Below are 17,230 nucleotides of genomic sequence, written 5' to 3' on the forward strand. Positions count from 1 at the left end.
ATAGCCTCGCAAACGGGGTGTTAAGGGCTTGTCTTTAGGAGGCTAATCGGCTTTCGAGTGGGGGCTCGGACAGCGGGAGAGAATTTGCAGTCATGGCGCGTACCTATTTCGGCACTGATGGCATTCGCGGCCGGGTGAACCAGTCCAAGATGACGGCGGCGACGGCGCTGCGCGTCGGGCAGGCCGCGGGGCGGCATTTCATGCGCGGCGACCATCGTCACAAAGTGCTGATCGGCAAGGACACGCGCCTGTCGTCCTACATGATCGAAAACGCGCTGTCCGCCGGCTTTGCCAGCGTTGGCGTCGATGTACAGTGGGTCGGGCCGATGCCCACGCCGGCCGTCGCGATGCTGACACGCTCGATGCGCGCCGACATGGGGGTGATGATCTCGGCGAGCCACAATCCTTATGTCGATAACGGCATCAAATTGTTTGGGCCAGACGGGTACAAGCTGTCAGATGCCGACGAGATGGAGATCGAGCGGCGCATGGGCGAGGAGCCCGAGCTCGCCGCACCCGAAGATGTCGGGCGGATCAAGCGGATCGACGATGCGCGCGGCCGTTATGTCCATTTTGCCAAGTCGACATTCCCCGACGACCTGCGCCTCGACAATCTGAAGATCGTCGTCGATTGCGCGCATGGCGCCGCCTACCACGTTGCGCCCGATGCGTTGTGGGAATTGGGCGCCGAAGTGGTGGAGATCGGCACGTCGCCCAATGGCACCAACATCAATGATGGTGTCGGTTCGACTGCCCCTGACCTGTTGTGCAGCAAAGTCGTCGAGGAAGGCGCGGCGATCGGCCTGGCGCTCGATGGCGATGCCGACCGTCTGATCGTGGTCGACGAAAAAGGCGCGATCGTCGATGGCGACCAGATGATGGCGTTGATCGCGCGTAGCTGGCACCGCGATGGCAAGCTGGCAGGCGGCGCATTGGTGACGACGGTGATGAGCAATCTTGGCCTCGAGCGCTGCCTGGCCGATGACGGGATCGGCATGACGCGAACCAAGGTCGGCGACCGCTATGTGCTCGAAGAAATGAAGGCGTCGGGCTGCAATGTCGGCGGCGAGCAATCGGGGCATATCATCTTGTCCGACCACGCCACGACGGGCGACGGGCTGGTGGCCGGCCTGCAAATTCTTGCCGCGCTGGTGCGCAGCGACAAGCCGGCGAGCGAACTGCTGAACCAGTTTACGCCCGTGCCGCAGCTCCTGAAAAACGTGCGCTTTAATGGCGGCGCGCCGCTTGAAGCCGATAGCGTCAAGTCCGCGATTGCGGCGGCAGAGCAAGAGATTGACGGCAAGGGCCGCCTGGTCATTCGCAAGTCAGGCACCGAGCCGCTCATCCGCGTGATGGCAGAGGGCGATGATCCGCAGCAGGTGGAGCGGCTGGTCGACAGCATCTGCGAGGCGGTGGCAGCAGCGTGAAGACGCCGCGCATTCTCATCATCGCCGGGTCGGACTCTGGCGGAGGCGCCGGTATCCAGGCGGACATCAAGACCGTCACGATGCTGGGAGGCCATGCGATGACTGCCGTGACGGCAGTAACCGCGCAGAACAGCCGCGGCGTCGATGCGATCCATCCCATTCCGGCCGAAATCGTGCTTGGACAGGTCGAAGCCTGCCTCAAGGATTTCGGGGTCGATGCGATCAAGATCGGCATGATCGGCAGCGCCTTTACCGCGCGCACTATCGCCGAGCGCCTCAAGCGCCTGCACGTGCCGATTGTCGTCGATCCGGTGATGGTCGCGACCTCGGGTTCGACGCTGGCCGATGATGAGACCGTGGCGGCGATGGGCAAGCTGATGGATGTCGCGACGCTGATCACGCCCAACATCCCCGAGTTGAAGAAGCTCACCGCGCGAACCGACACGATGGCGGCGGCGCTCGAACTCGTCGCGCGCCACAAGTCGCCTGTCCTGATGAAGGGCAGCCATGACGATGATGATGGTGAAAGCATCGCCGACGTGCTCGTCGAGGAAGACAATATCACCACCTGGCAGGGTACGCGCATCGAAACGCAGCATAGCCATGGCACCGGCTGCACGTTGGCCAGCGGGATCGCGACCTGTCTGGGACGCGGCGACACGCTGGGTGAGGCAATCGCAAAAGCGCGCGATTTCGTCCGCATCGCACTTTATGAGGCACCCGGCCTCGGGCGCGGCGCGGGGCCGATGGGCCATCACCGCGTGCGAATGGATCTTGGCGCGGACGAGATGCCGCGGCTGAACCAGGTGACCATGACCGGCAAGGATTATGATGCCATGGTGGGCTTCTACAAGAAGCTCGGCCTCAAGCAGATCGTCGATAGTCCTGACAACCAGTATGCGCGCTTCGAGACCGGCAACGGCACTACCATGTCGATCCAGTGCGATCCCGACGCCGAGGTCGAGGATTTCGTCGCCATCTATTTCGAGGTCGATGATCTCGATCGGCGCGTCGAAAAACTGACCCGCGCAGGTGTGCCGTTCGAACATGGCGCACGCGCCCAGCCATGGGGTTGGCGCGAGGCGAGGCTCCGCGATCCGGCGGGCAATACAGTATTTCTCTATAAAGGCGGGGAGAACCGCCGCTTCCCGCCGTGGCGGACCGAGGGCTAACCGCCGGCATCGACGAAGCGGGGAGGGGGCCGCTGGCGGGACCCGTGGTCGCAGCCGCGGTGATTCTGTGCCCCGATGATATCGTCGGATTGAACGACAGCAAGAAGCTGACGCCCGCGCAGCGCGCCGCGTTGGTGCCCATCATCATGGAGCGCTGCACGGTCGGCATCGGGCTCGCGAGCGTCGACGAGATCGACACCCTCAATATCCTGCGAGCAACGATGCTGGCGATGACGCGCGCGGTCGAGGCGCTAAGTGTCGAACCGGGACACACGCTGATCGATGGCGACAAGACGCCGGGACGCTGGTGCGACGACTGGCGCTGGCCCGCCGACGCGATCATTGGCGGCGATGGCAAGGAGCCCGCTATCAGCGCCGCCTCGATCATTGCCAAGGAACATCGCGATGCGATGATGGTCGCTGCCGATGCCAAATTCCCGGGCTATGGCTTTGCCGGTCACAAGGGCTATGGAACCGCGCAGCACATGGACGCGATCCGCGAAAAGGGGCCTTGCCCGCTCCACAGGCGCAGTTTTGCGCCCGTCTCTCAAATGCCGCTGTTTTGAGTCTTTTGAGTCACAACCACTAGATATTGAGTCCGAGGCGCGCTCCTGAGCTCAAGATGTTGTGTTCTGCGCCTTTCATCAAGATAGCCTCCAACCCACTGGATTCACTCGGAATCTTGACGCGGAGTCGCGCCTGACTCAGGGTCGTCGCTTCCGTAGGGAGGCATGGATGAACGAGCTGACACCGATCGAGGCCTATTGCGATCCGCAGGCGGCCCGCCGCCTCGCGCGCGGCAAGGCGCCCAAGAAGGCGTTGCCGCTCGACACCATCCTCGAAGGCGATTGCATCGCGGCAATGGCGCGGATGCCCGACAAGTCGGTCGACATGATCTTCGCAGATCCCCCTTACAACCTTCAGTTAGGCGGCGATCTCATTCGGCCTGAAGGCGGGAAGGTCGATGCTTGTGATGACGAGTGGGATCGCTTCGAAAGCTTCCAGCAATATGACGATTTTTCGCGTGATTGGCTGGCGGAGGCGCAGCGCATCCTCAAGGATGACGGGTCGATCTGGGTGATCGGCAGCTATCACAATATCTTCCGCCTCGGCGCGGTGCTGCAGGACATGGGCTACTGGATCCTCAACGATGTCGTTTGGCGCAAATCAAACCCGATGCCCAATTTCCGCGGAACGCGTTTCACCAACGCGCACGAAACGCTGATCTGGTGCGCCAAGGACGAAAAGGCACGCTACACCTTCAACTACCGCGCCATGAAGGCGCTGAACGATGATCTCCAGATGCGCTCGGACTGGGTGCTGCCGATCTGTTCGGGCGGGGAGCGCCTGAAGGACGATGCCGGCGAAAAGGTGCATCCCACGCAGAAGCCCGAGAGCCTGCTTTATCGCATCCTGCTCGCCTGCACGAAGCCGGGCGACGTGGTGCTCGATCCTTTCTTCGGAACTGGCACGACCGGCGCGGTCGCCAAGCGCTTACGCCGTCACTGGATCGGGATCGAGCGCGAAGATGAATATATCCAGGCCGCCAAGGCGCGCATCGCGAGCGAGATGCCGCTCGATGAAAGCGCGATGACGACGATGGCGGAGAAGCGCTCGGCGCCGCGCGTTGCGTTCGGTTTGCTAGTGGAAAGCGGATTGGTCCCGGCGGGCTCGGTGCTGATGGACGCCAAGCGTCGCTGGAAGGCGAAGGTTGGCCTCGACGGGTCGCTGGAATGCGGCGAGCACAAGGGCTCGATTCACCAGGTCGGTAAATGGCTACAGGATGCCCCGAGCTGCAATGGCTGGACCTTCTGGCAGGTCGAAATCGACGGCGAGCTGAAGCCGCTCGACGTATTGCGCCAGCAACATCTCAAGGCGTTATAGCGGCCCCGTCATCGTCAGTTTCGGCGCATAGAGATGGTCGGCGGCGGCCTGGCTCATCGCGCGGTAGTCATGCCCGACCCCGCCGACGACGCGCATCGACCAGTTGAAGTCGCTCTGGCGCGACTGTGCCATCTTTTCTGCCCGGTCGTAGAAATAGCGGCCCCGATCGAGGCGGCCATTGCCCTGCTGCTTGGCCAGGCGCGAACGGCGTAGGCTGGATCGCCGCTCGCGGCCCTGGTCGCGCGCGCCCAGCAAGACGGTCATCCGGCGGTCGAATGCCGCATCAAGCTGGGCATGTTCGGCATCGAGCCGGTCCAGTCCGTAAGGAAAGGGCGCCGAGAAATCGGGTACGGTGTACCACCCCGCGTTTGCTGCGACAGCGCGGTTGATGCGGGCGTCCGGTGCGAACATCACCATGCGATGCACGATCTGCCCGCCCGCCGAATGGCCGAACAGATCGTAGCTGTTCTGGATCAGGCCATAGCGGACCCGGGCGGCATCGAAGACCCGCTCGATATCGGTGAACAGCCAATCGCTGCGGTCGGCAAAAGGCAGGGTTTCGTCGCGTCGGTTGCGGCGCGAATCTTCGCGTAGCATGCCGCCGATATTATAGTCGGCGGCCTGCGGAAAATGTTGCTTCGAGAATTCCGGCGCGACGATCATGAGATTGTAGCGCTCGGCAGCGTCAATCCAGGCGCGGCGATAATCGTCGGCGTTTCGGTTCATGCCCGCCAGGACGATGATGACAGGATCGTTCGGGCCGTGTGCGTGTGCGCGGTAGACGAAGACGTCGACATCGCGGCCGTCAGCATCGACGGCTACGCGAAACTGGTCCTCTCCGCGCTGGAGTGCGGTAGACTGGACCTCGATCGGAATGGTCACCGCGACCGGAATTGATAGCCCGATCAGCAGCGATGCCATGATGCCGGTCGTTGCAACCATACTGGCCTCCCGGATAGGCGCGGCGTTCTGCCGCGACGTTCCGGTGTGAGGAGGTAAGCTCAATTTCTTACCAAATTGGTCACAAAAAGCTGGAAATGGGGGTATAGCGCCGGGATGCGCACACTGATCCGGCCCACTGGCTTCGTCGATTCCCCCTTTGGTCATGATGGCAAGATAGCCCGGCTCGCGGGCGGACTGAACTGGTTTTCCGCCGTCGAATTGATCCATTTGGATAGCACCAACATGCGCTCCGGCGTCGAGTTGGTGCCGGTGTCGGGTATTGAGGAACGCTGCGATGAAGACATGGCGGCGCAGTGGGCGGCGCTGACGGGCAATCGCGCCCCGTTGAAGCTCGGTGAGCGGTCGATCCCGATGGACCAGCCGCAGGTCATGGGCATCATCAACACGACCCCCGACAGTTTTTCGGACGGCGGCAAGCACGAGGACGCCGACGTTGCGGCGATGGGTGGCGCCGATATGGCGATGGGCGGAGCGGCGATCCTCGACGTCGGCGGCGAAAGCACGCGGCCGGGCGCGCGCACCGTCTGGGAAGGTGATGAGATCGCACGTGTCCAGCCGGTGGTGGAGCGGCTCGCTACCGGCGGCAACGCGGTCAGTATCGACACGCGCAAGGCGCAGGTGATGGAGGCTGCGCTCGCGGCGGGGGCGCATCTGGTCAACGACGTTTCCGCGCTGACCTTCGACGATCGCAGCGTCGAGGTGGTGGCGAATGCAGGCGTTCCGGTCGTGCTGATGCACGCGCAGGGCGATCCGCAAACGATGCAGGAAAACCCGTCCTACGACGATGTGCTGGTCGATGTATGGCTGTGGCTCGAAGATCGCGTGAAGGCGGTACGCGCGGCGGGGGTGGAGACGATCATCGTCGATCCCGGTATCGGCTTCGGCAAGAGCGTGGCACACAATCTTGAACTGTTGAACGGTCTGGCGATGTTCCATTCGCTCGGTTGCCCGGTGCTGCTGGGTGCCAGCCGCAAGCGCATGATCGGCGCGCTATCGGGCGAGGCCGACGCGGACCAACGTCTCGGCGGCAGCATCGCGCTTGCGGTGAAAGCTGCGGAGCAGGGCGCGCAGATCATCCGGGTTCATGACGTGCCGGAAAGCGTCCAGGCCTTGCGCGTTTGGCGAGGGCTGCGCGATCAGGCACTCACCCCCAAACTCTAAAGAGACACGCCGCCGTCGCTGATAAGCACCGTGCCGGTTATCGTTTCCTCTTCAAGGAGGAAGGCGATTTGACGCGCGATTTCGCTGGCCTCGGCAAAGCGCCCGATTGGTGTGTCGGCCCCCATCGCTTCTATGGCTTTCTCGCGGCTCCCCAGCTTCTCGACGAAGGCCTCGATGACGGGGCCATCCCAAATCGCGGTATCGACGCCGCCCGGCGCGATGGCGTTGACGCGCACGCCGCGCTTGGCATTTTCGGCGGCTGCAATCCGGGCGAGATGCGCCACGGCTGCTTTTGAAGCACCATAGGCTGCGGTGAACGGGTAGGGCTTGATACCCGATACGGACGACGTGATGACGATAGCGCCCTTGTTAATCGCCTTGAGTGCGGCCTGCAGGGTCAAAAAGGCGCCATCCAGGTTGACCGCCATGATCTTGCGCCAGGCTTCGAACGACATCTCCTCGACACGCGCTGAATCGCCGATCCCCGCATTGACGATGGCATGCGTTAGGCCGGACAGGTCTACGCCGTCCCACAGCGCCGGATCTGTTACGTCGCCTTCAAGGATGTCCTCGCCGCCATTGCGGTCGACAAGAACAAGGTCGGCGCCTTTGGCGCGGTAATGCTCGGCGCAGGCCTTGCCGATGCCCGAGGCAGCGCCCGTGATCAGGATTTTCATGAGGGAAGGGGGTAGCCCCCTCAGGCAGCGGTGTCGATGCCGAGGTCGCCGAGCTTGCGGTAAAGCGTCGACCGGCCGATGCCGAGGCGACGTGCCACTTCGGTCATGCGGCCACGATAATGCCCGATTGCAAGGCGGATCAGATCGGCCTCGATGTCGGACAATTGGCGGATATGCCCATCGTCGTCGAAGATCGATACCGGACCTTCGCCCGCCATGGCGCGATTGGCGCTGCCTTCTGAAATTTGCGGCGAAGCATCGGTCAGGCGGCCCGAATAGCGGCTCTGCACCGCGATATGCGGGAAATCGTCGGCGGTGAGACTATTGCCGTCGCTGCCAACCGCTGCACGGAACAGAACCGCTGCAAGCTGACGCAAATTGCCCGGCCAGCCATAGCGCATCAGTACGGCGAGCGCGTCATTGCCGATCGACAGCGGCTTCATGCCTGGCTGTTCGGCAATCTGGGTAAGGAAGTGGCGCGCGAGTGCCGGGATATCGCTCGATCGCGCGCGCAGCGGCGGCAGGTTGACGATGGTCGTCTCGATGCGCTCCTTGAGACCTTCATGAAAGTCGGCGGGGAGGGGTCGGTTGGCTGTTGCGATCAGGCGCACGTCGACGCTGCTCGAGCCATTGCAGCCTACCGGGCGAACCTCGCCGGTTGCCAGCACGCGATCGAGTGCGGCCTGCGTTTCGGGGGGAAGTTCGTGGATATCGTCGAGGACGATCGTGCCTTCATGGGCTTCGACAAGCTTGCCGGTCTTTTCGGAGAATGCGCCGGGGAAGGCACCCGGCACGTGGCCGAACAATTCACTGTCGATCGCCTTGGCCGAAACGGCCTGGCAGTCGACCGTTACGATCGGGTTGCGATTGCGCAATGAGGCGGCGTGAATGGCATTAGCGAAGGTTTCCTTGCCGCTGCCAGCCTCGCCTACCACGAGGACAGGTAGACGGTTGCGCGCAGCCTTGGCGGCGACGGCAAGCGCGGCGCGGAAATTGGGCGCGGCACCGATCAGTTGCTCGAGGCTGAGCGTCGGTGCGATCTTTTCGGACAACGGGGCGAGTTCACCCGCCGGGCGGCGGCGATCGGCATGGGTGTTGAGCGCGCCCAGCAATCGTTCCGGGGATACCGGCTTGGCCAGGAAATCGGATGCACCCGCGCGCATCGCATCGACGGCCAGCTCGATCGAACCATCCTCGGCAAGCACGATAACCGGCAGCGCGTCGCGCTTGGCGCGCAAGGCGTTGATCAGCTCGGGGCCATTTTCGGGATCCCAGCTCGACATGATGGCGGCCTGCACCTCGCGGCCATGCGGGCCCTGCAACAGTCCGACCGCGGTCTCGCTGTCAGCGGCGCCGACGACGGCCCAACCGGCGCGGCTCGCGACCGTGGATACCAGTCGACGTTCATCGGCGTCGGACTCCACCAATAGCAGGGACCGGACGGTTTCGCTCGAAGAGGGGCTCTTGCTCATGCTCACCCCTATAGGGTGTGGTGGTAAAGTCTCGGTTAAGGCCGCGAAAAGCCCTTTTGGGGCGCGCGTTGGCTTGTTAGGGAGGTGCCGACCGATATTTGGCGCAAACCATAAGACAGGGACCAGGCATGGCCGACAAGAAGCATCCGACCGCAACGGAAATGGATTATCCGCAGCACGAAAGCAGCTACGACCGCTTTCTTGGGTTGATCAAGATGAGCTTATGGGTGGTCGTTCCGGTCACCATCTTGGTCATCTGGCTGATTGCTGGCTAAGGAGCGCCGATGAAGATCGCAGTCCTCAAGGAGCAGGGCGACGAAACACGCGTCGCCGCCATCCCCGAAACGGTCAAGAAACTGACTGCGCTGGGGCCTGAAATTGCGATCGAAAAGGGGGCAGGGGAAGCGGCCAACATTGCGGACGCAGCCTACGAGGACGCAGGGGCGACGGTCGCACATCGCGCCGATGTTATCAAAGACGCTGACATCGTGTTGAGCGTGCAGGGTCCAGAAGCGGGTGAACTCGCTGGGGCGAAGAAGGGCGCCATCCTCGTCGGTGCGCTCGACCCCGTGCGACGTGGTGACGCCGTAAAGGCCTACGCCGATGCCGGTATCGAAGCGATGGCGATGGAATGGATGCCGCGCATCACCCGCGCCCAGTCGATGGACATCTTGTCCTCGCAGTCGAACCTTGCGGGCTACAAGGCGGTGATCGATGCCGCCTCCGAATATGGCCGCGTCTTCCCGATGATGATGACGGCCGCAGGGACGGTAAGCCCGGCGCGCGTTTTCGTCATGGGCGTGGGTGTTGCCGGGCTGCAGGCCATCGCGACCGCCAAGCGTCTCGGCGCGCAGGTCAGCGCCACCGACGTACGATCGGCCACCAAGGAGCAGATCCGGTCGCTTGGCGCCAAGCCCATATTCGTCGAACAGGTCGAAGGTATCGAGGGCGAAGGCGAAGGTGGCTACGCGGGCGAAACGTCCGAGGAATACAAGAAGGCCCAGGCCGAGCTCGTCAACGAGCATATCGGCAAGCAGGATATCGTCATCACCACCGCGCTGATCCCCGGGCGCCCCGCGCCGCGGCTTATCAGCGATGCGCAGATCCGCTCGATGCGCGAAGGCAGCGTCATCTATGACCTTGCCGCCGAAGCGGGCGGGAACGTCGAAGGCACCGAAGCGGGCGCGACGGTGATCCGTCATGGCGTGAGAATCATCGGCCCCATCCAGCCCGCTCGCGCCCTCGCAGCGGACTCGGGTGCCCTGTTCAGCCGCAATATTTTTAACTTTTTGGCGGCTTTCTGGGACTCCGAGTCGAATCGATTCGTTTTTCCGGACGATGATGAAATCGTCGCCGGTGTGCGGCTGACCAAAGACGGCAAGGTCGTGCACGACAGGTTGCTCGAAAACGCCTGAACCGAGCACGAAAAAGCGGCCCGTGAGGAGCCGCCGATTTTCCAGCTAACCTGCTGAAGACAAAGAAAAACCCGGCCGAAACCGGGCTTTTCAATTCTTAGGGTCGGTAGACTTAACCGCCGGTGCCGGTGGAACCCCACCCGCCGCCGAGAAGCCAGTCCCAGAAACCCTTGTTCGGCTTCTTGTTCTTCATCATTCTTCCCCTGCGTTTTAGCGCAAAAATGCGCACACACAGGTAGTGTATTAACCTTAATGGGGATGGTTAGCAAGAAATTTACCACGTTTTTCGCGCAGGACGAAGGTCGTTTCATGCACGCAATGATCTAGCTTGTAGTGAAGGTGCGAAGGCCTAGGCGACCTTGGTGCGTTTTTCCTGGCGCAAGCGGCGCAGCAATTCGTGCTCGCCCATCGGGCGGCCGACGATAAAGCCCTGCGCAATGTCGCAGGCCATCGATTTGAGTTGGTCCAGGCTCTCGCGATCCTCGACGCCTTCCGCGACCACTTTGCGGTTCAGCGAATGGGCGAGCGCGATCGTCGATTGGACCATGATAAGATCGGAGCGATTGTCGCGCATGCCGCGCACGAAGCTCTGGTCGATCTTGAGTTCGCTGGCCGGGACCTTCTTCAGATATTCGAGCGTCGACAAGCCGGTGCCGTAATCGTCGATCGAAATCTTGACGCCCATCTGGCGCAGCTCGGCCAGCAGGTCGAGATCGGCGCCCGTGCCCTCGAGGGCCGCAGTTTCAGTCAGCTCCAGCACCAACTGTTCAGGCGCAACGCCATGCGCTTGCAACTTTGCGAAGATGCGCCGGGGCAAGGATCGGTCGGTCAAAATACGTGCGGACAGGTTGACCGCGACCGAAAAGTTGCTGTTCGCGTTGCAGAAGCGGGCGGCTGCCGCGATGGCCTGGTCGAGGACGTAGTCGGTGAGCTTGCCAATGCGGTCATGTGTCTCGGCAGCGCCGATGAACTCGGTCGGACTGATCGGCCCCTTCTCCGGATGGGTCCAGCGCGCCAGAGCTTCCGCGCCAATGATCTTGTTGGCCTTGAGATCGAGTTTGGGCTGGTAGGCGAGGGTGACTTCGCCATTGTCGATGGCCTTGTCGAGCTCGCTGAGAAGCGACAGGCGCCACGTCGCATCCTCATGGCGCGATGGATCGAAATATTTCCACTTGATGCCTTCGTCATGCGCTTCGTCCGCGGCGACCAGTGCGCTACCAAGGCGGTTGGACAGGCTGCGGCCTGAGCCGACCTCCACCCCGAAGCTGATGTCGACGTCGAAATTCTTGGCATCGGCGGTAACGGCGCTGCGGAACAGCGCGTGCAGGGCTTCGAGGTGGTTGCCGATGGCAACCTGCTTGTCTGCAAACCAAATGAAGATACCTTCGTCGCCCTGGTATAGCGTCCCGTTTTCACGCCGTCCTACGCCAAGGCGTCCAGCAATCTGCTCTACCAGTCGGCTTTCGCCGTCGGCATCGAGGGTCGAGGCGATCTCGGCGTAGTTATGAATGCGCGCGGCAATCATCGGCAGGTTCTGGCCCGATTTATCGCGGCGAAGGGCAACCAGGTTCGGAAGGCCGGTGAGTTCGTTGACAAGACCGCGCTGCTTCCACCGCATCCACAGTATCCGGGCGAGCCCTAAGGCAAGAACAAACAGCGCCGGCACGATGTCGAGACCAATCCGGAATATCTCGGTCGCGATGGGCGCGGCGATGATGACGCCGCCGGTCGCGGTAAGGAGAAGAAGCGGGCGTATCCACTGGTTACGCCGACGCAGCGCCAGCAGGAGTGCCGCAACGGCCACGACGAACGGTGCGATCCAGCCAAGTTCAAGCCGGGGGCCGATCTTGAGCGTTTCCGCGCCGAGGATCTGGGCATAGACGCCGCCCATGCGCTTATAGCCCGGGAGCATGTAGCGGTCCCCGATCTGTTCGGAATCCGCACCAACGACGACCGTCTTCCCTGCAAGCATGTCGACATTGCGACCCGCCATGAGATCTGCAGCACTCACATACGGGATCGAGTATGGGTTCAACGAATAGTCGATCTGGTAGGTCTTCCCGATCGGTCCCTCAAACTCAGCCATCAAGGTCGAAAAACCCTCCATGCGCTTGCCGTCGAACTCGACCGCGTAGGGGAGGCTTTTCGGTTGCGAGCGGTAATCATACTGGGCAGTGAGCGACCCCACTTCGGCGACGTCGGAGAACATGCGCTGCGGCCAAATGATCTCGTTCCAGTCCTCCCCCTCGTTGGGTGAGCTGAACGAACCGATGACGACATCGTCGATCTTGGCTAGCGTATCGACCAGCGCCTGATCTTCGACAGGTGTCGTCGGACCTGCGTAATGGACGTCGACGAAGATGCGGTCTGCACCTTGCCGGTCGATCGACGAGAGCAGTTTTGCCTGCTGCGATCGCGGCCAGGGCCAAACGCCTACCTCGCGCACAGCCTGGTCGTCGATGCCTACCAGAACGATGTCGCCGCTAACTTCCTTCTGCAGGATCTTGTCACGCGACGTCTGACCCAATTGTTCGAGCGGCATGCCCAACTCGAGCATGCCAAAAACAAGGCCGAGCACGACCGTCCACAACATGAAGTTGCGGTGCGTATTCTTGCGCTTCTTTGCCTTCAATTCGGCCACAGACGTAGCTCTCCTGGCGTTTCGTCATGCCTGTTGTGCCGAATAAAGGTTTACAAAAGGGAAACCGCGTTTTGGTTAACCACAGCTTGTGTAGGCTGAATTCACTGCTCCATTCGCCCCCTCGACAGCGCTGGCGCGGCTTGCCACAAGATGGGTCATTCAGAAGGGGCCCCGTTTTATGGACTTCATCGCCATTCTCTCCATTTTCGTGCTGGCGTGCTTCGTTGGCTACTACGTGGTCTGGTCGGTCACGCCGGCGCTGCATACGCCGTTGATGAGCGTTACCAACGCGATCAGCTCGGTCATCATCGTCGGCGGCCTGATTGCGGCTGCGGCCGCAGGCAACCCGGTGGCCAAATGGCTTGGGCTTGGTGCGGTGACGCTTGCCAGCGTCAACATCTTCGGCGGCTTTGCGGTCACCGAGCGAATGCTCGCGATGTACAAGAAGAAGGAGCGCAAGTGATGGATTTGTCGCTCGTTCTCGCCGCTGCAGGGGCGGACCTCCCGGATTGGGCCTTGCTGGCATATCTTGTATCGGGCGTTTTCTTCATCCTCGCGCTGCGCGGACTTTCGAGCCCAGAGACCGCGCGCGCGGGTAATCGCTATGGCATGTCGGGCATGGCGCTCGCGGTCGGCACCACGCTGATCGCCTATGATGTCACCAACTGGCTCGAACTCGGCGCGGCCATCGCCATCGGTGCGGTGATCGGTCTGACCGTGGCACGCCGTATCGCGATGACCGCGATGCCCCAGCTGGTTGCCGCTTTCCATAGCCTGGTCGGCCTTGCGGCGGTGCTGGTAGCCGCTGCAGCCTATACCAACCCGGGAGCCTTCGGGCTGCTGGTCGAGGTCATCGGCGGGCCCGAACCGCGCTTCGCCATCGATCCGGTTGCGCGCGTCGAAATGGCGCTGGGTGCGGCAATCGGTGCCGTCACCTTTTCGGGGAGCGTGATCGCTTTTGCCAAGCTGAACGGCAACATGAGCGGCACGCCGATCCTGCTGCCAGCGCGCCACGTCATCAATTTCGGCATTCTCGGCGGCATTATCGGGCTGACGGCGATGTTCGCGATGGCCGGCGGGATCACCATTCCCGGCTGGATTTTCCCGACCATCGTCGCGCTCGCCTTTCTGGTCGGCTTCTTGCTGATCATTCCGATCGGCGGTGCGGACATGCCGGTCGTGGTCTCGATGCTCAACAGCTATTCGGGCTGGGCCGCGGCGGCGATGGGTTTCACGCTCGGCAATACTGCCATGATCATCACCGGCGCGCTGGTGGGCTCTGCCGGCGCCATCCTCAGCTACATCATGTGCGCGGCGATGAACCGCAGCTTCATCAGCGTGATCGCGGGCGGATTCGGGCAGGATAGCGGCGCTTCAAGCGGCGGCGGCGAGGTCATTGATCGACCCTACAAGCAGGGCAGCGCCGATGACGCGGCCTTCATGCTCAAGCAGGCCGACAAGGTCATCATCGTTCCGGGCTACGGCATGGCGGTGGCACAGGCGCAGCACGTACTGCGCGAGATGGCCGACCTCCTCAAGGAGAAAGGGGTAGAGGTAAAATACGCGATTCACCCCGTCGCGGGCCGCATGCCGGGACACATGAACGTGCTGCTGGCCGAAGCCAACGTGCCCTATGACGAGGTGTTCGAGCTCGAAGACATTAACAGCGAGTTCGCGCAGGCCGATGTCGCCTTCGTGATTGGCGCCAATGATGTCACCAATCCGTCGGCCAAGACCGACAAGACGTCGCCGATCTACGGCATGCCCGTGCTCGACGTTGAGAAGGCGCGCACCACGCTCTTCATCAAACGGTCGATGGGCGGGGCCGGCTATGCCGGGGTCGAAAACGAACTTTTCTTTCGCGACCAGACAATGATGCTGTTGTCGGATGCCAAGAAAATGGTAGAGGAGATCGTCAAGGCGCTCGACTAAAAGCCGTGCGCTAACAGACGTTTACTGGGTTAAAGCCCCCAGCCGGTCCCGCCGGTTGGCGGGGTTCGGGGAAGGGATTTTGATTTGCGTAAATTGGGCATGATCGGCGGCACGAGCTGGAACAGTTCGGCGCTTTATTACGAGCATATCAACCGCATGGTAGCGCGCCAGCTTGGCGGGCTGTCGAGCGCGCGATTGCTCCTCGAAAGCATCGATCTGGCACCCTATGCCGCAGCCCAGCAACGCGGCGATTACGAAACCGCACGACAGATCATCAGCCAGGCCGCGATGACGCTGGCAGCGGGCGGCGCGGAAGCGATCCTCATCGGCTCCAACACGACGCACAAATATGCACCCGCAGTCGAAGAGGTGACGGGGCTGTCCGTCCTGCACATTGCGGACGCGACAATCGCGAAGTTGAAAGCCGACGGTCGCCGCCGCATCGCGCTGCTGGGCACGCGTTTCACGATGACCGAGGACTTCGCGCGCGAGCCCTACGAAGAGGCCGGGTTCGACCTGATGCCGATTTCCAATGACTGGGTTGCGACGATCGACCGCATCATTTTCGACGAGCTGGCGATGGGTGTTGTCCGGCGCGACAGCCAGCGCGCGTTCAAGACGCTCTTCACCGAACTCGCAAAGCAAAAGGCCGACGCGATCGTTCTGGCCTGTACCGAACTGGTGCTGGCGATCGATCCCAAGGCCAACGTGCTGCCAGTGTACGATACGACCGAGATCCATGCCCGTGCGGCGGTCGACTGGATGCTTGCTGGCCAAGAGGTCGCGCGCGACGCGGCATGAGCCTTGGCAAGGTCTGCGGCACTGGGCTAGGCATTCCGTGAACGCTCACACTGGAAGGTAGCACCATGTTTGCCGAACTGATCGCCGCGTCGCTGATGCTGCATCCGACGAATGCGCACGACAACCATTGGGTCGAGGAAAAGGCGTCCGCCGAGCGCGAACTGCTGTTTAAAGACGAATTCGATGGCGGCGCGCTCGACCGCGACAAGTGGATCGCCATCGGTCCCGAATTCTGGGTCAACAATGAACAGCAGGTCTATGTCGACAGTCCGGAGACCATCCAGTTCGTTACCGGCATGGAAGGTGCGGAGGATGGCGCGCTCGTCCTGAAGCCCAAATGGGCGCCGGGCACTGAGGTCCCGGACGTGCGCACCGCCGACTTCATTTCGGGCCGGATCGAAACCAAGGGCAAGTGGGACTTCACCTACGGCCGCGCCGAAGCGCGCATCAAGATGACCGACCATGTCGGTGTCTGGCCGGCATGGTGGCTGCTCGGCAACGGCAAATGGCCAGAAACGGGCGAGATCGACATCATGGAATATGTCGGCGAAAAGGACTGGATCGGCGTCGCCATTCATGGTCCGGGCTATTCGGGCGACAAGGCGCCCGTGAACCGCCATTATTTCAAGGATGGCGAGGACGTCACCGGCTGGCATGTCTATGCCGTCGAATGGACCGCCGACGAGATGGTGTTCTACGTCAATGACGAGGTCGTCTACCGCGCCACGCGCCGCACCGTCGGATGGCTAGGGGGCGATTGGCGCTTCGATAATCCCAAGCACCTCATCCTCAATTTTGCCGTCGGCGGGGTTTATCCGGCGAAGGTCAACATGATCGAGGAGCCTTATTACGGGCTACCGCAGGAAAGCGTCGACGCGATCAAGGCGGGCGAGGCCGCCATGTATGTCGACTGGGTGCGCGTTTACGCGCCCGTAGAAGAGCAGCCCGAGCCGACTACCGAATATTGAAGTCAGTCACCGTGATGCGCGCAGGGGCGGTCGCATAGACGCCGTGGCCGCGCAGGCTCGATGACCCGAATACGATGCCGACACGCGAAGCGTTGGCGAGGGCCGCGGCGAATTCGCGCGGGACGGTGCCCGCCTTGGTGCCGCCGCTGACCGCGATCCAGTCGGGATCGTCCATGCGGATGGTCATTTCATATTCGCCGGGGCGCAGCGTCTTCATCTTCGCGGTCGGCGCATACCAGCGATAATATTTGAAGCGGTCGCTGCCGGACCAGTTGTCACCGCCGCGCTGGAAATACAGCGACATGGTGGCCGCCTGGTCGGGGCGGGCCTGCGGCACGAAGCGCGCGCCGCGCGCGGCATCGATGCGATAGCGCACGGTAATGGCGCGCGCGCCGGCGAGCGAGCGGACGGGCTTGGTCACATAATGGACGTGATGATCGCGGCGCGTCGGAAAATCGATGACGAAGCCCGATCCGTAGGGCTGCGCGGTCGCCGGCATACCCGGAGAATAGCTGCGTCCGCGCAATATGGGGCCGATCTGCCAGCCCGACTGCGCCTGGCCGCCGAACAGCTGGCGCAAGATTTCTTCGCCTTGGACGCGGCGATCCTGCGCGTCGGCGATGGAAGGGGCCGCGATCATGGCAGCGGCAAGCGGGGCAAGTAGGGCAAGTTTCATGGCGCCACTATAGCAATGCGCCGTTTTCGGCTGCCTGAAGA

At 62.3% G+C, this 17,230-nt stretch carries 16 protein-coding genes; 11 read left to right on the plus strand and 5 right to left on the minus strand.

From position 1 onward, the window contains the following. Window positions 1–92: 92 nt before the first annotated feature. The 4 genes from glmM to NUX07_RS05405 all read left to right on the plus strand — a co-directional run bounded on the left by glmM (window position 93) and on the right by NUX07_RS05405 (window position 4,483). Window positions 93–1,427, plus strand: coding sequence for a phosphoglucosamine mutase (gene glmM, locus NUX07_RS05390; protein WP_265529423.1), 1,335 nt, complete (start codon window positions 93–95; stop codon window positions 1,425–1,427). Further along, window positions 1,424–2,599, plus strand: a complete 1,176-nt coding sequence (gene thiD, locus NUX07_RS05395) for a bifunctional hydroxymethylpyrimidine kinase/phosphomethylpyrimidine kinase (protein WP_265529425.1) — start codon at window positions 1,424–1,426, stop codon at window positions 2,597–2,599. The genes glmM and thiD overlap by 4 nt, the downstream gene beginning before the upstream one ends. Then, a complete protein-coding gene (locus NUX07_RS05400) occupies window positions 2,581–3,165 on the plus strand; it encodes a ribonuclease HII (protein WP_265529426.1) in 585 nt (194 codons plus the stop codon). The genes thiD and NUX07_RS05400 overlap by 19 nt, the downstream gene beginning before the upstream one ends. Window positions 3,166–3,334: 169 nt before the next feature. Further along, window positions 3,335–4,483 (plus strand): site-specific DNA-methyltransferase, encoded by a 1,149-nt coding sequence (locus NUX07_RS05405; protein ID WP_322597191.1) that lies wholly within the window; start codon window positions 3,335–3,337, stop codon window positions 4,481–4,483. Here the strand turns inward: NUX07_RS05405 and NUX07_RS05410 are convergent. Further along, entirely contained in the window at window positions 4,478–5,425 is a 948-nt protein-coding gene (locus NUX07_RS05410) for a hypothetical protein (protein ID WP_265529428.1), read from the minus strand. The two genes, NUX07_RS05405 and NUX07_RS05410, sit on opposite strands and share 6 nt — an antisense overlap. Before the next feature lie 114 nt (window positions 5,426–5,539). Here NUX07_RS05410 and folP point away from each other — a divergent pair, with 114 nt between their 5' ends. Beyond that, window positions 5,540–6,607, plus strand: a complete 1,068-nt coding sequence (gene folP / locus NUX07_RS05415; RefSeq protein ID WP_265529430.1) for a dihydropteroate synthase — start codon at window positions 5,540–5,542, stop codon at window positions 6,605–6,607. On the opposite strand, the gene NUX07_RS05420 is transcribed toward folP, so the two are convergent. Both NUX07_RS05420 and NUX07_RS05425 read right to left on the minus strand, forming a co-directional pair. Beyond that, on the minus strand, window positions 6,604–7,284 hold the full coding sequence (locus tag NUX07_RS05420) for an SDR family NAD(P)-dependent oxidoreductase (RefSeq protein ID WP_265529431.1): 681 nt from the start codon (window positions 7,282–7,284) through the stop codon (window positions 6,604–6,606). The genes folP and NUX07_RS05420 overlap by 4 nt on opposite strands. A 20-nt stretch (window positions 7,285–7,304) precedes the next feature. Further along, window positions 7,305–8,756 carry a sigma-54-dependent transcriptional regulator gene (locus NUX07_RS05425; RefSeq protein ID WP_265529432.1) on the minus strand — a complete coding sequence of 484 codons (1,452 nt, stop codon included), beginning with the start codon at window positions 8,754–8,756 and terminating at the stop codon, window positions 7,305–7,307. A 128-nt stretch (window positions 8,757–8,884) separates the two neighbouring features. Between NUX07_RS05425 and NUX07_RS05430 the strand changes: the two genes are divergently transcribed. Next, entirely contained in the window at window positions 8,885–9,031 is a 147-nt protein-coding gene (locus NUX07_RS05430) for an aa3-type cytochrome c oxidase subunit IV (protein WP_265529433.1), read from the plus strand. Window positions 9,032–9,040: 9 nt separating this feature from the next. After that, window positions 9,041–10,171 carry a Re/Si-specific NAD(P)(+) transhydrogenase subunit alpha gene (locus NUX07_RS05435; RefSeq protein WP_265529434.1) on the plus strand — a complete coding sequence of 377 codons (1,131 nt, stop codon included), beginning with the start codon at window positions 9,041–9,043 and terminating at the stop codon, window positions 10,169–10,171. 349 nt (window positions 10,172–10,520) lie between these two features. Here the strand turns inward: NUX07_RS05435 and NUX07_RS05440 are convergent, their stop codons facing one another. Beyond that, complete coding sequence (locus tag NUX07_RS05440; protein WP_265529436.1) at window positions 10,521–12,812, minus strand: EAL domain-containing protein; 2,292 nt, start codon at window positions 12,810–12,812, stop codon at window positions 10,521–10,523. Window positions 12,813–12,990: 178 nt separating this feature from the next. Here NUX07_RS05440 and NUX07_RS05445 point away from each other — a divergent pair, with 178 nt between their 5' ends. From NUX07_RS05445 to NUX07_RS05460, 4 genes are all read left to right on the plus strand, one after another. Further along, entirely contained in the window at window positions 12,991–13,275 is a 285-nt protein-coding gene (locus NUX07_RS05445; protein WP_265529438.1) for an NAD(P) transhydrogenase subunit alpha, read from the plus strand. Further along, window positions 13,275–14,744 (plus strand): NAD(P)(+) transhydrogenase (Re/Si-specific) subunit beta, encoded by a 1,470-nt coding sequence (locus tag NUX07_RS05450; protein ID WP_265529439.1) that lies wholly within the window; start codon window positions 13,275–13,277, stop codon window positions 14,742–14,744. The genes NUX07_RS05445 and NUX07_RS05450 overlap by 1 nt, the downstream gene beginning before the upstream one ends. Before the next feature lie 84 nt (window positions 14,745–14,828). After that, window positions 14,829–15,545, plus strand: a complete 717-nt coding sequence (locus NUX07_RS05455) for an aspartate/glutamate racemase family protein (RefSeq protein ID WP_265529440.1) — start codon at window positions 14,829–14,831, stop codon at window positions 15,543–15,545. Between the two features lie 65 nt (window positions 15,546–15,610). Beyond that, a complete protein-coding gene (locus NUX07_RS05460; protein ID WP_265529442.1) occupies window positions 15,611–16,513 on the plus strand; it encodes a glycoside hydrolase family 16 protein in 903 nt (300 codons plus the stop codon). Here NUX07_RS05460 and NUX07_RS05465 read toward each other — a convergent pair. Next, window positions 16,500–17,189, minus strand: coding sequence for a hypothetical protein (locus tag NUX07_RS05465; RefSeq protein ID WP_265529444.1), 690 nt, complete (start codon window positions 17,187–17,189; stop codon window positions 16,500–16,502). The two genes, NUX07_RS05460 and NUX07_RS05465, sit on opposite strands and share 14 nt — an antisense overlap. Window positions 17,190–17,230 lie beyond the last annotated feature (41 nt).

Source organism: Sphingomicrobium marinum (assembly GCF_026157105.1).
Classification (GTDB): domain Bacteria; phylum Pseudomonadota; class Alphaproteobacteria; order Sphingomonadales; family Sphingomonadaceae; genus Sphingomicrobium; species Sphingomicrobium marinum.

Coding starts and splice junctions, on each gene's coding strand:
- NUX07_RS05450 (WP_265529439.1), top strand. CDS start 13,275: ATGGATTTGTCGCTCGTTCTCGCCGCTGCAGGGGCGGACCTCCCGGAT.
- NUX07_RS05460 (WP_265529442.1), top strand. CDS start 15,611: ATGTTTGCCGAACTGATCGCCGCGTCGCTGATGCTGCATCCGACGAAT.
- NUX07_RS05420 (WP_265529431.1), bottom strand. CDS start 7,284: ATGAAAATCCTGATCACGGGCGCTGCCTCGGGCATCGGCAAGGCCTGC.
- NUX07_RS05405 (WP_322597191.1), top strand. CDS start 3,335: ATGAACGAGCTGACACCGATCGAGGCCTATTGCGATCCGCAGGCGGCC.
- NUX07_RS05425 (WP_265529432.1), bottom strand. CDS start 8,756: ATGAGCAAGAGCCCCTCTTCGAGCGAAACCGTCCGGTCCCTGCTATTG.
- NUX07_RS05430 (WP_265529433.1), top strand. CDS start 8,885: ATGGCCGACAAGAAGCATCCGACCGCAACGGAAATGGATTATCCGCAG.
- NUX07_RS05410 (WP_265529428.1), bottom strand. CDS start 5,425: ATGGTTGCAACGACCGGCATCATGGCATCGCTGCTGATCGGGCTATCA.
- folP (WP_265529430.1), top strand. CDS start 5,540: ATGCGCACACTGATCCGGCCCACTGGCTTCGTCGATTCCCCCTTTGGT.
- NUX07_RS05445 (WP_265529438.1), top strand. CDS start 12,991: ATGGACTTCATCGCCATTCTCTCCATTTTCGTGCTGGCGTGCTTCGTT.
- NUX07_RS05465 (WP_265529444.1), bottom strand. CDS start 17,189: ATGAAACTTGCCCTACTTGCCCCGCTTGCCGCTGCCATGATCGCGGCC.
- glmM (WP_265529423.1), top strand. CDS start 93: ATGGCGCGTACCTATTTCGGCACTGATGGCATTCGCGGCCGGGTGAAC.
- NUX07_RS05435 (WP_265529434.1), top strand. CDS start 9,041: ATGAAGATCGCAGTCCTCAAGGAGCAGGGCGACGAAACACGCGTCGCC.